Origin of the sequence: Nocardia puris, from assembly GCF_003315035.1 — a bacterium.
Classification (GTDB): Bacteria; Actinomycetota; Actinomycetes; order Mycobacteriales; family Mycobacteriaceae; genus Nocardia; species Nocardia puris.
This window is the reverse complement of record NZ_QNRE01000008.1, coordinates 159,551-173,102: the sequence shown is the minus strand read 5'-3', so window position 1 is coordinate 173,102 and position 13,552 is coordinate 159,551. Positions and strand designations below refer to the sequence as shown.

The 13,552-nt window shown below is 69.1% G+C and carries 15 protein-coding genes; all 15 read left to right on the top strand.

Annotation, left to right across the window (positions count from 1 at the left end; genetic code table 11):
* Positions 1-12 precede the first annotated feature (12 nt).
* The 15 genes from DFR74_RS20895 (at position 13) to DFR74_RS20825 (ending at position 13,487) form a co-directional block, all read left to right on the top strand.
* Positions 13-1,866, top strand: a complete 1,854-nt coding sequence (locus tag DFR74_RS20895) for a hypothetical protein (protein WP_170160781.1) — start codon at positions 13-15, stop codon at positions 1,864-1,866.
* Positions 1,863-2,660 carry an ESX secretion-associated protein EspG gene (locus DFR74_RS20890; protein WP_067507417.1) on the top strand — a complete coding sequence of 266 codons (798 nt, stop codon included), beginning with the start codon at positions 1,863-1,865 and terminating at the stop codon, positions 2,658-2,660. The genes DFR74_RS20895 and DFR74_RS20890 overlap by 4 nt, the downstream gene beginning before the upstream one ends.
* Before the next feature lie 274 nt (positions 2,661-2,934).
* Positions 2,935-4,800, top strand: coding sequence for a hypothetical protein (locus tag DFR74_RS20885; protein WP_067507414.1), 1,866 nt, complete (start codon positions 2,935-2,937; stop codon positions 4,798-4,800).
* Positions 4,797-5,576, top strand: coding sequence for an ESX secretion-associated protein EspG (locus tag DFR74_RS20880; RefSeq protein WP_067507411.1), 780 nt, complete (start codon positions 4,797-4,799; stop codon positions 5,574-5,576). The genes DFR74_RS20885 and DFR74_RS20880 overlap by 4 nt, the downstream gene beginning before the upstream one ends.
* A 131-nt stretch (positions 5,577-5,707) precedes the next feature.
* Positions 5,708-7,417: a hypothetical protein gene (locus DFR74_RS20875; RefSeq protein WP_067507409.1), complete on the top strand. Its 1,710-nt coding sequence runs from the start codon at positions 5,708-5,710 to the stop codon at positions 7,415-7,417.
* Positions 7,365-8,207, top strand: a complete 843-nt coding sequence (locus DFR74_RS20870; RefSeq protein ID WP_084537482.1) for an ESX secretion-associated protein EspG — start codon at positions 7,365-7,367, stop codon at positions 8,205-8,207. The genes DFR74_RS20875 and DFR74_RS20870 overlap by 53 nt, the downstream gene beginning before the upstream one ends.
* A 53-nt stretch (positions 8,208-8,260) precedes the next feature.
* A complete protein-coding gene (locus tag DFR74_RS20865; RefSeq protein WP_067507406.1) occupies positions 8,261-8,575 on the top strand; it encodes a hypothetical protein in 315 nt (104 codons plus the stop codon).
* 14 nt (positions 8,576-8,589) lie between these two features.
* A complete protein-coding gene (locus DFR74_RS20860; RefSeq protein WP_113975217.1) occupies positions 8,590-8,892 on the top strand; it encodes a YbaB/EbfC family nucleoid-associated protein in 303 nt (100 codons plus the stop codon).
* Positions 8,893-9,034: 142 nt separating this feature from the next.
* A complete protein-coding gene (locus tag DFR74_RS20855; RefSeq protein WP_067507401.1) occupies positions 9,035-9,349 on the top strand; it encodes a type VII secretion target in 315 nt (104 codons plus the stop codon).
* Positions 9,346-10,683, top strand: coding sequence for a hypothetical protein (locus DFR74_RS20850; protein WP_067507398.1), 1,338 nt, complete (start codon positions 9,346-9,348; stop codon positions 10,681-10,683). Before DFR74_RS20855 ends, DFR74_RS20850 begins: the two co-directional genes overlap by 4 nt.
* Positions 10,684-10,711: 28 nt before the next feature.
* Complete coding sequence (locus DFR74_RS20845) at positions 10,712-11,011, top strand: PE family protein (RefSeq protein WP_067507395.1); 300 nt, start codon at positions 10,712-10,714, stop codon at positions 11,009-11,011.
* Positions 11,012-11,029: 18 nt separating this feature from the next.
* Positions 11,030-11,989, top strand: coding sequence for a PPE domain-containing protein (locus DFR74_RS20840; protein ID WP_067507393.1), 960 nt, complete (start codon positions 11,030-11,032; stop codon positions 11,987-11,989).
* A 5-nt stretch (positions 11,990-11,994) separates the two neighbouring features.
* Entirely contained in the window at positions 11,995-12,774 is a 780-nt protein-coding gene (locus DFR74_RS20835; RefSeq protein ID WP_325050990.1) for an ESX secretion-associated protein EspG, read from the top strand.
* 89 nt (positions 12,775-12,863) lie between these two features.
* Positions 12,864-13,163 (top strand): WXG100 family type VII secretion target, encoded by a 300-nt coding sequence (locus DFR74_RS20830; protein ID WP_084537481.1) that lies wholly within the window; start codon positions 12,864-12,866, stop codon positions 13,161-13,163.
* A gap of 27 nt (positions 13,164-13,190) precedes the next feature.
* Positions 13,191-13,487 carry a hypothetical protein gene (locus tag DFR74_RS20825; protein ID WP_067507387.1) on the top strand — a complete coding sequence of 99 codons (297 nt, stop codon included), beginning with the start codon at positions 13,191-13,193 and terminating at the stop codon, positions 13,485-13,487.
* Positions 13,488-13,552 lie beyond the last annotated feature (65 nt).

The following is a 13,552-nucleotide window of genomic DNA, read 5'->3' as shown; positions in this document are numbered from 1 at the left end:
GGAGTGCGTGCTGTGGCTGATGAAGGGAATGGCGGTTCGGCCGGCGATCGTACCGATCCGTGGCCGACGTTGAGCGGCTACGCGTCGGAGGGGACGCTGGAGTTCGAACCGAGCGCGGCGTACAACTTGGCGAACGCCGCGGCCGACGCGATCGCGAAGCTGATGGCGGTCAGGGAACAGGCGCTCGAGAGCCACAATCACTCCCTGGTCTTCTCGAACATGAGATCCGGTTCGGAGCTCGGCCGGATGTTCGACAACCGCGGCGATGACCTGATCGCCGCCGTCGACCGGCATGTCGAGATTCTCGAGGACATGTTCGATACGTTCATCGCCGCCGGGAAGGCTTACGTCGGCGCTGATGAAGGTAATGCGGAACTGTTGGATTCGATCGCTCTCCCCACGGAACCGGGTCGGTTGAGTGGCGAGCCGAGGACGATCGATACCTCCAACACTACCCCGAGATACACGCCCGACTCCGTCACTCCGACGAGTAGCTACCTCCCGCTGGACGAGACCGATGGGCCGCCCACCGCGCCGACGCTGACCGGGCCCTCGGAGCGGATGCAGGAGTTCGACGGCGGACTGCCCCCTGGCTTCGGTGCGGTCAGCTACGGTCCGAATGTCGAAGAGGGTTCGAGCCGAAGCTACAGTCAGCTCTATTACTTGGGGCAGAGTGTGGGCGAGGAAAAGGCCAAGGTGGCCAATCGCGCCGGTGTGTGGTCATGGCTCGCGGACAACGTGCACGAGGCATACTCTTCCTTCCGCGTAGGTATGGTCGGGGTGACCGGCGAAAGCTGGCGAGGCGCGGGCCGCGAAGCCGCAGCGGCCGCTGTCTCGAGCTACTTGGAAAGCGTGCCCCCCCTGCGTAAGTCGATGAAGGTGATCGCGGACAACCTCGAGTACGCGGTGGGATGGATGGAGGACACCCGCGTCAGCATGCCCCAAAGTCCGGTCAACCCCGCATCGCAGTCGCCGGGGTATACCGCTTATGGAACCAGCGGTTCCACCGCAGCGGACGACCTTGCGAAATACCAGACGAACATGAACGTCACGTACGGAACAGGAGCGACCGAATCGGGTTCCCGCGTTCCGTTGATTCCGTTGCCGGACGGCTATTTCGGTGACGTGCCGTCCGTGAACGGCGAACCCGGGGGCGAGTCGGGTGGCGGTCCCGGCCCGGGTGGCGTCGCGGGGCCGGGACCCGGTGCGATGGCAGCGGGTCCGGGCCCTGGCCCCGGCCTGTCCGCCCCGATCGCGCCCGGCGTGGGTCCGATGCCGTCCGGTGGCAGCGGGACGACGGTTCCGGTGGTGGGCGGGATGCCCGGCGGGATGCCGGGGCGCGAGGGGGCCGCCGAGGCGGCCCGGCGATTGGCCGAACAGCAGCGGCAGGCCGCGCAGCAGTCGGGTGCTCAGCAGGCCGCCCAACAGGCTCTCTCGGGTGCCCAGCAGGCCGCTCAGCAGGCGTTGGCCGCCGGACAGCAAGCGCTCGGGCAGCAAGCGGCGGCGGCCAGACCGGTTGATCCGAGGATGGCGGCCGGGCCGGGCACGGGCGCCAAGCCCACCGGCGGCGGTGGCCCCGGCGTGGGCAGTGGCAGCGGGCCCGCGCGTACCGCGGCAGAGGCGTCGAGGCTGTTTCCACGCGCGGGTGGCCTGGGATCCGGTGCGGGAACGATGTTCCCGCGCGCGGGACTGTCGCCGACCGGCGGGATGATGCCCGGCGCGCCGGGCGCCGCGGGCGCACCCGCGCGTAGTGCCGGCGAGAACGCGGGCGAGCGGAAGCGGCCGGCCTATCTGGACTCGACGGAGCATCTGGAGGAGGCGATGGGCGAAGCGCCCCGAGTGGTGCGACCCGTCGTCGAACGATGAATCGCCGGTGGGACTTCACCGACCTGGAGTTCGTGGCGCTCTGGGACGGTATGCGGGAAGGCCCGCTGCCACAGCCGTTCTCGTTCATCTCCCGGATCGAGTTCCGGCAGGACTTCCTCCGGGAATGCGCGCGCACGCGCGAGCGGCTCCGTGACAGCGAAGGCCAGGAACTCGCCCGGATCTTCGAGGACATCGCGCGTCCGGACATCGCCGTGCGAATTCGAGGTTTGCGCGGTCCGGATGCCGCCGAGCCCGCGAATGTCGTACGGCTGCTGGCGATTCGCCGGGGTGAGCGTGGCTATGTCGTGTCGCAGTCGCCCGGTGAGACGGTGGAGCACAGCGGCGGTTTCACGGTCACCGAAGTCGGTGCGCTATCGCTCGCCGCCGCGGTGGTGAACCGCCTTCCCGAGGTGGGGCCGGGGACCCACAAGCACATCGTGCTGCCGACTCCCGAGGAGTTCGCCGATGGCCGCCGTGACATGGACGATTCGCATGAGAGTTCGCCGCTGTGGGACTCGTTCGAACCCTCGGACGCGCATCGGGCGGAGTCGTTCCTGCGGTCGGCCACGCGCGGGATGGGAACAATGACCGTGGACCAAGGGAGGTCGAAGTTCGGACCGCGCGGTCGTGTGCGCCGCCGCCTCGAGTGGCGCGATGTGGTCGAGGACGGCCGGTATGTCATCGTCAGCGGGAGTCCGCCGTTCGCCGCAGCCGCGGACGAACGCCGGATGATCGCGGCGATCAACACCGAGATCGCCGCGGTGGTGAAATCCATCAAAGACGAGGTCTACTGAGCGTGCTGGGCGCCCGGCCGCGCCGACGGTGACGGTTCGCCGTTCTCGAAGTCGAGGTCGTCCGGATGCCCTTTGTTTGCCAGATGTTGTATCGGTCCCGGGTATCCGAACGCCGGACGCTGCGTCATCGGCTGTCAGCCCCCGACTCGAGGGCTGGACAATGCCGATACCGGGTGCAAGATAGTGGAAGTGAAGTCCGCGGCCGGGGTGGCCGCGTCGGGAGGCGTTGTGCGAAGGTTGTGGTCGGGACCCCGGCGGAAAGGTGGACAGACCGATGGCCGGTGAAGGCGAGAACCCCTGGGTCGCGTTCCAGGAGCAGGCGGCGGCGGGGAAGATCGACATCGGCGAGGGCGCCGCCAGATCAGCCGCGGGCATCGTCGCCGACTCGCTCACCATGATGCTGATCGGCAAGGCCGCGACGGATCGGATCACCGAGTATCAGGGATTCGGCAACCTCCCCTCCGGGCAGACGCTGCGGCAGCGGTTCCTCTCGGTGGCGCGAGATCTGGACGACCGCCTCGCCGAGGACGAGAAGATCCTGCGCGGCATGGGCGAGATGTTCCTGATCGCGGGCAAGATCTACGAGGACACCGATGAATCCGCCGCCGAGCAGTTCGAGACGTTCCGGATGGATCGTTTCGGCAACTGGCAGGACACGCGACGCGACTTCCCCGGTGTGCCGTTGCGTGGCGAGGGGACGCTGCCGGGATGGGCGCGGGAATTGCGCAGCGGCACCAGTGGCCCCCACTTCCCCGAGGGCGATCGGCTGCCCGATCCCAATTCGGAAGTGCAGCCGCAGACCAAAGGGATGGGCGCCATTCCGGTCGAGCTGGTCGAGAAGCCCAACGACTCGGCCAGGGACGGCGACCGGTGGACCGGGGACCCGTCCATCGAGAACGCCTACGCGATCGAGTACACCACCTTCTACGAGCTCGGCCAGGCGCTGGGAGACCACTCGCAGGACGTGATCGATGCCGCCGCGGTGTGGAATTGGATCTCGGCGCGGCTCGACGTCGCGTTCAACGATCTCGCCAACGGCATCGAGCAGTTGCACGCCTCAGGAGAGTGGGGTGGGGAGGGCCCGCAGGCGTCGCTGACCGCGGCGCTGACCTACCGATCCAACGTTCTGGATCTCACGAGTGCGGTGAGCTCGGTCGGCAACAACCTCAGCTGGACATCGGGGTGGCTGCACACCGTGAAGCTCAATATGCCGTGGCAGGCGTCGTGGGACGGCGCCGGTGGCACCGCCAGCGTAGGGAAGCCCTACGCACGCGACGTTCTACTACCAAGGGCGCGCACCGCGTTCAACAACTTCTACGTGCCCGGCGTCCAGCAGTCGAGTTCCGCGATACCGCCCATGCCGCCGCCGAACAAGGAACTGCTGACGGTCACCCCCGAGGAGACACCGGGTGGTCCCGGTCCTGGTCCCGGTCCTGGTCCCGGATTGCCCATCGGTCCCGGGCCGGGCCCCGGCTACCTCGACACCCGTGGCCTGCAACAGATCGCAGGGCCGCGCGACGGCGCCCGGCTCGACACCGAGCGACTTCAGCGCGAGCAACAGGAGGCCGCCGCCCGGCAGCAGCAGGCGGCGGCGCAGTGGCAGCGCGAGCAGCAGGAGGCGGCGCGCAGGCAGCAGGAGCAGCAGGCCAGGGAGCAAGCGGCCGAACAAGCTCGCCGTGCCGCCGAGCAGGCCGCGTCGGCGGGTGAGCAGGCGGCGCAGGAGGCGATGTCGGCGGCACAGCAGGCGGCCCAGGGCATTCCGGCGCTCGGCGGGCTGCCGACGCCGTCCGCGTTGGACGCCGCGCGGGCGGCCGCTCTCAACGCCGCGAAGGGCCTCGGTTCGGGACCGGGACCCGGCGGTGCGGCGCCCGCGGCGCGGCCCGTGGGAGATGTCGGCAAGCTCTTCCCGCGCGCCGGTGTCGCCAGTGGCGTCACCACGGGACTCGCCGGCGCGGCCCGTGCGGGGATCGCCTCGATGGGTCCGTACCCGGGCCCGCCCGGAGCCGCGGGCGCGGCCGGACGCAACGCGGGCGGCGAAGGCAAGGAACACAAGCGGCCCGCCTATCTGGACTCGGCCGAGCACCTGGACGAGGCGGTGGGCGAGGCGCCGACCGCGTTCAAGCCGGTGGTCGACCAGTGAGCAGAACCTGGGAGTTCGGCGATCTGGAGTTCTTCGTGCTGTGGGAGGAGGTCGACCGGGATGGGTTGCCCTCGCCGCTGATCTTCACCAGCCGTACCCCCGGGCACGATGATTTCGTCCTGGAGAAGGCGCGCACCAGGCAAGCTCTGCGCGCCAGGGCGGATCGGCGCGACATCGCCGAATTCCTGGAAGTGCTGGCGTTTCCCGACATTCGCATCGTGGTCGACGGCTGGGGCGGCGCGGACCCCGACGATCCGGCGGCCTGTGTGCGCTTGATCGGCGGCCGCAAGGGCGAGCAGGGTTTCGTCGTGGAGCAGCGGCCCGGTGAAACGATCTGGCACAGCGGTGGATACGTCGTCACCGAGTGCCGAGCGGTCGATCTCGCGACGGAGATCGTCGCGCGGATGCCCGCGGCGCCGGCCGGGAAGCCGGGGGAGATCGTCCTGCCCGACCCCGAGGATGCCGAGACCGATCGCCGGTACGGCAGATCGCCGGTCAAGGACGATGATCCGGTCTCGGATCGCAGGAGCGCCTTCCTGACGATGCCCGCCTCGCGCACGGGTGTCGTCAAGGTGATACAGGGAACCTCCCGGTTCGGTCCGCGCGGCATCGTGCGCCGGGAGATCGAGTGGCGTGATCTGGTGGACGACGGCCGCTACGCGATCATCGACGGCCTGCCCGCGCGAGCCGTCGGCGTCGACGCCACCGCGTTGGTCGCGCTGGTGAACACCGAGATCATCGCGGTCGTGCGCGCGATTCGGGACGAACGGGTGTGAACGGGCTGCCGAGCGCGTCGGCGTGCCGGGATCGCTGATTGCCGTGCCTGGAACAGGTGCCCTGTGTCATCATGGCCGCAGCCGGGGGGCGTTGAGGTAGCCGGTGCGACAGCGACGAGGAGCACGACCGGATGGGCGAATCCACGACGTGGGCCGAAATAGGTTCCGGTGACGTCACTTTCCACGGTGAGGCCGCGGCGTGTGCCCGTCTCTGCGCGGAGTTGGTCGGCATCGTGCTGGGTGTGCGGGACGAGGTCGGCGAGATCGCCGAACTGAAACCCTTCTCCGGCCTGGAATCCGGACGTGAACTGGCGCGGAAGATGTCGGCGCGCGGAACCGACGTGCTCACCTATCTCGACCGGCACGCCGAGATCCTGACCGAGATGACCGACGCGTTCATCGCCGCGGGCAGGCGGTACGCCGAGGCCGAGGGGCTGTCGACCGCTGAGTTCGAGGGGATCTCGGTGCCGGCGGAACCGACGGATGTGCGGAGCAGATGGGCGGTGTACACGCCGTACCAGTACGACGATCTGCGCGATCTGGGTGCGGGCGTGGACGGCGACAATCTGATTCAGGACAACTACGTCTACGACGTCCTCATGCTGGAACTCGGCTACAACAACGTGTACGGCGGGAAGACTCTGGTCGAGGAGTTCGGCCGGACGGCCGTCGACGTCGTGCAGGGCCGAGGCGAGTGGGGCGATGCGTCGGCCATCGAGAAGATCCGGCATCTGTCGGGTGTGTCGGTACCGGGCACCAATGACGCCGTGCCCGAGTTCTATCCTCCCTCGATCGCGGTTTCGCACGCCGACGCCATGACCTTCGACCAACTCCGGGAATTGCACGCCAGCATCGATCCAGCGTCTGTCGACTCCGCCGCGCGGACCTGGGAGTGGATGGCGACCAGGCTCGATCGCGAGTACGAGGACCTTCGACGCAACGTGCTCGACGCGTCCGCCATGTGGGGCGGCGCCGGTGGCCCGGCAGCGCGGGAGGCTACCGAGCGATACGCCACCGATGTGCGGAATCTGATCGCAGGCATGGCGTCGGTCGGTGCGAACCTCTCCTACACGACGTGGTGGTTGGCCATCACCAAGGAAGGCACATCCGACGACGGCTCGGTCAACTCGACGTATACCGAGCGGGCTCGGTATATGGTCGACGAGTTCTATTGGCCGGGCGTCGTCGACTCGGACTCCTCGATACCGGTTCTGCCACGCCCGCAGAGTCCGGTGTCGTCGCCGGTGCTCCCCCAGGACAACCGAACACCTGGGAGCCCGACGCAGTTCGGCGGCCCGGGTTTCGCGGCGCCCCCCGGCGCAGGTCCCGGCGATACTTCCGCCGCGCGCGCACCGCGGTCGGCATCGCCGGGGGCGAGCGATGAGAACGCGGTAACGGGTAGCCTCGGGCAAGGGACCGCCGACATGCTGCGGGCCGGCGCCGACGCGATGACGGGCGCGGAGGGCAGCCCGGTCGCGGGAGCGGGAGCCGACTCCGCGCGAACGCTCGCCGCCGGCGCGGCAGACCCCCGGGTCGGTGGAGGTTCGGCATCAGGCGGACAGGGTGCAGCGTCTCGGTCCACGCACAACGCCGGTGCGCCGAGGCGTGACGGATACCTGTTTCCGCGCGCCACCGCCACCTCCGCTGTAGCCGCGCCCCGTGCGGGCTCCGCCTCGGGGGTTCCCCTGCACGGTGCGCCCGGGGCCGCGGGTACACCCGGGCGCGGCGCGGGCTCCGAGGAGCGCGACCGGAGTCGCCGAGGTCATCTCGACTCGACCGAACACCTCGATGAAGCCGTGGGCGGTCCGCAGATCGTGGCGCGTCCCGTCGTCGACCGGTGAGGTTGTCGTGATGGCGGCGCTGTCGTGTCGTCTTTCGGATCTGGAGTTCGTCGTCGCTTGGGCGCGAATGAGAATGGGAACGGTACCGCGCCCGTTCGTTTTCACCAGCCGCACACCGCTGCTGGCGGACTATCGGCGTGAGCGTGCCGAAGCCGCGGAACGGCTGCGCGCGACGTGGGGTTCGTCGCTGGACGACGGCCTGGCCGCGATGGCCTGCCCGGATATCCGCGTGGTGATCACGGGTTGGCGGGGCGACGAGCGGGATCCGCGTTGCCGAATCGCGCGACTCGCGGTGCGCAGCGGTGACCGGGGATTCGTCATCGACCAGGAGCCGGGCGAAACCCTTTGGCACAGCGTCGCTTTCACGATCATCGCGGTGGACGCGCTGGGTTTGGCCGAGGTTGTCAGCCGAACATTGCCCGAGCAGCCCGCGGGTTCGCTCGGGCGCCTCGAACCCCGGCACGGCGACGGTTTCGACCATTTCTACGCCACGTCGCCCGCCCACGAACCCACATACGATCACGACGCCGACCACTGGCAGCGGTTCGCCGAGTCGAGGGTGAGTGGCGCGGGCGTGATCGAGATCGAACAGGGCAGATCGCGTTTCGGCCCACGCGGTATCACGCGCAGGCGGCTCGAATGGCGTGACCTGGACCGAGACGGCCGGTACGCGATCGTCACACCGGACTCGCGACCCGTGTTCGAGCCCGTCGATCGGAATCGGCTGGCCGCCCTGATCAATACCGAGATCGCCGAGGTCGTCCGCGCCATCAAGGACGAGCGGGTGTGAGCGTCCGGGTTCCGGTCGTACACTGCACAACAGGACGAGCGACAAGGACGCATATGGCGACAGCGACTTCACGCAGCGGTTCGATCTCGGTCGTCACGACCGAGCAGGGGCTACCGATCTCGATCACCGTCGAGCCCGGTGAATTGCGCCGGGACCCCGGCGCGTTGGCCGGTGAGATTCTGCGATTGTGCAAGCAGGCGGCCAACCGGGCGGGTATGGAGCGACGGGCCGAGCTCGAGGCGGCCGGGCTGAGTGCCGATGTGCTCGCCCTCACCGGATTGCCGAAGCCCGAGGATGTGGCCGAACAGGAACTGCTGGAGGAGCAGGAGTACGAACAGGAGCCGCAGAGCTGGCTGCGGCCGGTGTGAACGGGGGTGCTGGTGTGAGTTCGGCGATGGACGAGCTGGAGGACCGGGTCCGCAGGCAGCTCAACAGGATTCGAGATCTCGGCGATCAGATGACCGCGGTCCGGGCGCGGGAGACCTCGCCGGATGGCGAAGTGACCGTGGTGGTGGACGGCAATGGCGCGCTGTGCGATCTGGAGTTCTCCGAGGGGATCTCGCGGTTGTCGCCGCAGGACTTCGGGCAGCTGGTGGTGACGACGGCGGCGCGGGCGGCGCAGCGCGCGTTCGCCGAACGCGGGGATCTGGTCACCGCGTTCAACGAGGAGATGGCGGGACGATGAACGGATCGGTGGTGATAGCAAGCCATCGATTCGTTGGGCGGAAGTTACATTTTGTTCTTCGAAACTTGCTCGGCGAGTCATGCGACCATCCGGTACATTGAGGAAGTCCGTGCCAATCGTCTTCTGGTAGCTGAGGTTTCGAATGGACAAGATTGCCGTCACATCGGATGCCATTCGGCAGTACGGGAACACCGCGGCGGTCATGGCCGGGGAAGTCGCGGTTGCCGGTGCGGCGAACCAGGCGGCGACGATCGCCGCGGCCATTCCGGTTTTCGGTTTGATCGGCCAGGACTTTCTCGCCGCCTTCGCCTACGCGCAGGCCAATAACATGATGTCGGTCGCCGAACTGGCGCACGTGTACGCGATGACGGCGGTGGCCTCACACGAGGCGGCTGCTCTCTACGACGTGACCGATGCGTCGTCGGCGGCCGAGCTCGGGGTCATATCCAGCTCATGAATGCGCCTTTGGACCAATCGGTAGTGGATCTGCTTCGGCAGAGCCCCGTCGGGCCGATGCTGGATCGCCCGGTGAACGACGTCCTGCGGGATATGGGCATTCCCGCGCTGCCGGAAATCCCTGGCCTGCCGCCGTTGCCGGATATGCCGCCGTTGCCGGTGCTCGACCTGTCCGCGCTCGCCAAGCCTCTCACCGATCTCGCCGGCGGATTCGGTACCGGCGTGTTGCCTTCCGCCGCACCGGCACCGGCGGCCGCCGAGGGGGCCGCGCCCGCGGCTGGTCAGGAGCCGGCGGCGCCACCGGTCGATCCGGCGCAGATGATGCAGATCGTGTCCACGGTATTGCAGACCGCGACCACGCTCGGTAGCACGGCTTTACAGGCCGTGATGGCGATCTGGCAGAGCATGGCCGCCATGGAGGCGGCCCAGAAGGGCGCCGAGACATCGAAGGACACCGCGGCGGTCGCGCAGCAGAGCGCTCAGACCTCGGTCGGTGTCACCTCCGCGGCAGGCTCGGTGTTCCAAGGCGCGGGCTTGATGGCGGGGGTGATCGCCAAGTTCGTGGCATCGGCCACGGCGGCCGCGCCGTTTCTCGCCACCGGCGCGGGCCAGGTGTTCCTGGTGGGCTTGACCACCGAGACGATCGCCGAGGCGCTGGCGGTGGTGGCCAAGACGCGCGGCGAACTCTCGGTGCACAGCGCGGCGATGACCGAGACCGGTACCAAGGTCCCGGTGACCAACGCCCCGAGCAATGTCGATCCGTCGCAGGCGATGTCGCAGATCATGCAGATCCTCGGCCCGCTTTCCCAGTTGGCGGGCAGCCTGCCGCAACAGGTGTCCTCGATCCATCAGGCGCTCGCTCCGCCGAAACCGGTGGTCACCCCGGATCGTGAGGACGCGGAGAAGCTTTCGCGCGACGGACTCGCCGGTGGCGGCGGTGGCGGTGGCATGGTCGGTGGTGTGGGTGGCGGTGGCGCCGCCGGCGCCGTCCGCCAGCTGACGCCGTGGGGCGGTGCGAATACGGCGGGCGGCCTGGGTTCGGCGGGTACCAACGCCGGTGCCGGACAACCAGTCGCGCCCGGCGCGAGCTCCGGCCCGCGTGGCGGAATGATGAGCCCCGGCGCGGGCATGATGCCCATGGGCGCCGGCGCCGCCGGCATGGCGCGCGGCGCCGAGAGCACCGCCGACGGGTTGCGCGGCCAGCTGGTCACCGAGGAACACGGCAACGAGGTCGTGGGAGAGATCGAGGGGGCGTCGCTGCCCGTCGTGGGCGCGGTGGAACGGGTGACCGAGGTGCCGGGCACCGAACCGCCCGACAAGGCGCTGACCCTTTAGAACACGAGCCATCGAGCAGGGAGCACTCATGGAATTCGATCCGACTAGAGCCGGTCAGGCGGCCGCCGCGTTGGACGCGCTCGTCGCCCGGCTGGAACACGATCTGACCGTCGACGGTCCCGCGCTCGCCGTGCCGGCGCCCGGCGCCGACGAGGTGTCGCTGCGGGTCGCGCAGACCTTGTCGACGGTCGGTTCGTCCTACCGGGAGGCCGCGGCCAACGGGGTGCTGGAGATGCGGAAGCTGGCCGCCACCTTGCGTTCCCAGTCAGCCGACATGGTCGGCATGGATGCGGGCAACGCCGACGCGCTCGGCGCGGCGGCGGGCTGAACCCGGAATCGAGACACCATGATCGAGCCTCCGGTCATCGGCTTCACCGGGGTGATCTGGCAGGCCAGACCCACGGATCGACTGGCCCGCGAGCTGTCCACGGGCGCAGGCGTGGCGCCGATGGCGGAGTCGGCCGCCGCGTGGGCCAGGCTGGCGGCGAGTCTCGGCGCGGCCGTCGTCGAGTACGACCAGGTCATCGGGAAGATCAGGGAGTCGTGGCGATCACACGCCACCGAGGAAGTGGTCCAGCGGATTTCGCAGCTGCGCGAGTGGCTCGTCGAGGCGGCGGCCGCGGCGGGGGAGAACGCCGCGCGGGTGGCCGGTCAAGTCGTCGCGTACGAGGTCGCGCAACTGGCGATGCCGCACGTGGACGAGCTCGCCGCGCTGGAGGCCCTCGGCCGGGGTATCGAACAGGCCGGAGCGGCGCTCGGTGGGCCACTGGTCGCCGCGGCCGCGCAGGTCGACGAGGAGCGAGATCTGGCCAAGGCGAACGCCGCCCGGGTGATGCAGAGCTATGAGTCGGCCTCGACAGCGCTGGCCGAACCCTGGGAGTCGCGTCAGCCACCGGTGATCGCGTCGCCGGCGGCGTTGGAGGCGGAACAGGCGGCGGCCACGCCTTCGCCGAGCGTCGCGCCCGCGTTCGCACCCGCCGGTGCGATCCCCGCGCTGGGCGGGATGGCCGCCATGCGGCAGCCGACGGCCTATCAGGCCAGGACTTTGGCGCAGCACGTGCCGCGTGTGGAAATACTTCCCGGGCAGTCGAGTTCGGCGGCTGATCAGGCGGGCCGAGTCCCCGCCGCGCCGCTGGGTATGGCGCCGGCCGCAGCCGCGGCCGCGGGCGAAGAGGGTCGCACGATCCGTGCCGCCGCCGCGGGTCTGCCCGGCACCGGTCTCGAGATCGAGGCGGGAATCGACGCCGCACCCGCGGTGCTCGGCGCCACCGAGCCGCGGGGCGAGCAGACAGGGGCCGCGCCGTGACGACCATGACCAACGACGGTCTGCTGGTGGCGGCGGACCTGCTCGGTGTGCAGACGTTGCCCGGCGTCCTCGGCGTGGGGCCACAGCAGGATTCCGAGGCGGCGTGGCGCGCGGCGCAGGACGCGGCGCGCGCCGAGCTGCGGCGGGCCGGACTCGTGGACGGATACGACGACGTGCGCGGCGAGCTCGCCGACGCGCTCCATGTGCTCGCCCGGCCCGAGCGGGAACTGATCGCGCGCAGTTACGGCCAGACCGAGAGTAGGCGGATGTGCCTGGCGCGCAACGGCTCCGCGCACGCCGTCGCGACGCGCGTGGGCACGGCGTTCGACGTGCGCACCACATGGGCCGACGACAGTGGCGCCGCGCTGGCCAAGCCGGTGCTCGACATGCTCGGCCCCTGTCCGGCCGCCGCGATCGGTGATTTCAGCGCGCCCGCCGCGGAACTGCGTCCCCGTCTGGACGCTGCCACCGATGCCGCGGGCTTCGCGCAGGTGGCGCTGACGCTGGGCGTCGACGACCGCGAGGCCATGGAGTTCGGCCTCGCCATGGCCAGCTGCCGGGTTCGGACCGAGGTCGTCGCCTACGCCCATGCCGAGGGCGCCGGCACCAGATCCACCGGTGCCGTGGCGATCTACGACACCGAACGGGGTCGGATCGTCGCGAGCCCGGGTTCGTCCGCGGACCTGACCATCTGGTCCACCTTCACACCGGGTTCGGATCATCGCATCGCCCAGGCGATTTCGGCGCTGATCGACACCTTGCCCGGGGGGAGGTGGATGCCCTAGTCGACGCGTCGGAAATCACGAAGCGACCGACTCCGCCGTCGAAAGGTGCCGGCGGAGCCACCGAAAATCACCTGATGAGAGGGTAGACAATGACCGGTCAGACAAGCTTTACCGAAAAAGAAGCGGCAGACGTCGTCAACGAGTTCATGGAGGCCATCTCGGGTATCCAGACCACCGTTCGCAAGGTGGAGGACTCCTTCAACGCCGCCCGTGCCGGCTGGGAAGGCGACGCGGCGGTGAAGGGCCAGCAGGTCGCCACCGAATGGCAGGACGAGGCGGTCCGGATCAACCAGAAGATCGAGGCGATCAAAGAGGTCGTGTTCGAGGGCAACCAGACCTACTCGCAGATCGATCCCGACAACGTCGAAGCGCTGACCAATCTCGTCTGACACCGCAGACCATTCCAGGAGCACACCATGCTGTACACAGAATCGACTCGTGCCGCACTGATCGCCGAGATGGACGGCTACATCAGCGATCTCGGGACCTACAAGGCCGCTCTGCTCGCGGCCAGCGCCAAGCTCGTCCGGCACGGTTGGGAAGAGAACGAGGCCGCCGGGATCTTCCAGGAGCGGATGGACTTGCTGACCAATGCGCAGGAAACCGGCGAACTCGACGATACCCACGTCAAGATCGGGAAGTTGCGCGACGCGATCAATGCGGCGTTCGACAATGCGAAGGCCGCCGACCGCAGGGTCTACAACGCCTTCTGACGCGCTGTGGGATGAGTTCGCCCCACCGCTTCGCCACACGCCCGGTCGTCGCGATCTCCGTACGG

What these genes read in the sequence shown, in the direction of transcription:
- DFR74_RS20825 (WP_067507387.1), top strand. Translation starts at nt 13,191, where the DNA reads ATGCTGTACACAGAATCGACTCGTGCCGCACTGATCGCCGAGATGGAC.
- DFR74_RS20830 (WP_084537481.1), top strand. Translation starts at nt 12,864, where the DNA reads ATGACCGGTCAGACAAGCTTTACCGAAAAAGAAGCGGCAGACGTCGTC.
- DFR74_RS20855 (WP_067507401.1), top strand. Translation starts at nt 9,035, where the DNA reads ATGGACAAGATTGCCGTCACATCGGATGCCATTCGGCAGTACGGGAAC.
- DFR74_RS20890 (WP_067507417.1), top strand. Translation starts at nt 1,863, where the DNA reads ATGAATCGCCGGTGGGACTTCACCGACCTGGAGTTCGTGGCGCTCTGG.
- DFR74_RS20840 (WP_067507393.1), top strand. Translation starts at nt 11,030, where the DNA reads ATGATCGAGCCTCCGGTCATCGGCTTCACCGGGGTGATCTGGCAGGCC.
- DFR74_RS20865 (WP_067507406.1), top strand. Translation starts at nt 8,261, where the DNA reads ATGGCGACAGCGACTTCACGCAGCGGTTCGATCTCGGTCGTCACGACC.
- DFR74_RS20835 (WP_325050990.1), top strand. Translation starts at nt 11,995, where the DNA reads ATGACCAACGACGGTCTGCTGGTGGCGGCGGACCTGCTCGGTGTGCAG.
- DFR74_RS20845 (WP_067507395.1), top strand. Translation starts at nt 10,712, where the DNA reads ATGGAATTCGATCCGACTAGAGCCGGTCAGGCGGCCGCCGCGTTGGAC.
- DFR74_RS20850 (WP_067507398.1), top strand. Translation starts at nt 9,346, where the DNA reads ATGAATGCGCCTTTGGACCAATCGGTAGTGGATCTGCTTCGGCAGAGC.
- DFR74_RS20885 (WP_067507414.1), top strand. Translation starts at nt 2,935, where the DNA reads ATGGCCGGTGAAGGCGAGAACCCCTGGGTCGCGTTCCAGGAGCAGGCG.
- DFR74_RS20875 (WP_067507409.1), top strand. Translation starts at nt 5,708, where the DNA reads ATGGGCGAATCCACGACGTGGGCCGAAATAGGTTCCGGTGACGTCACT.
- DFR74_RS20870 (WP_084537482.1), top strand. Translation starts at nt 7,365, where the DNA reads ATGAAGCCGTGGGCGGTCCGCAGATCGTGGCGCGTCCCGTCGTCGACC.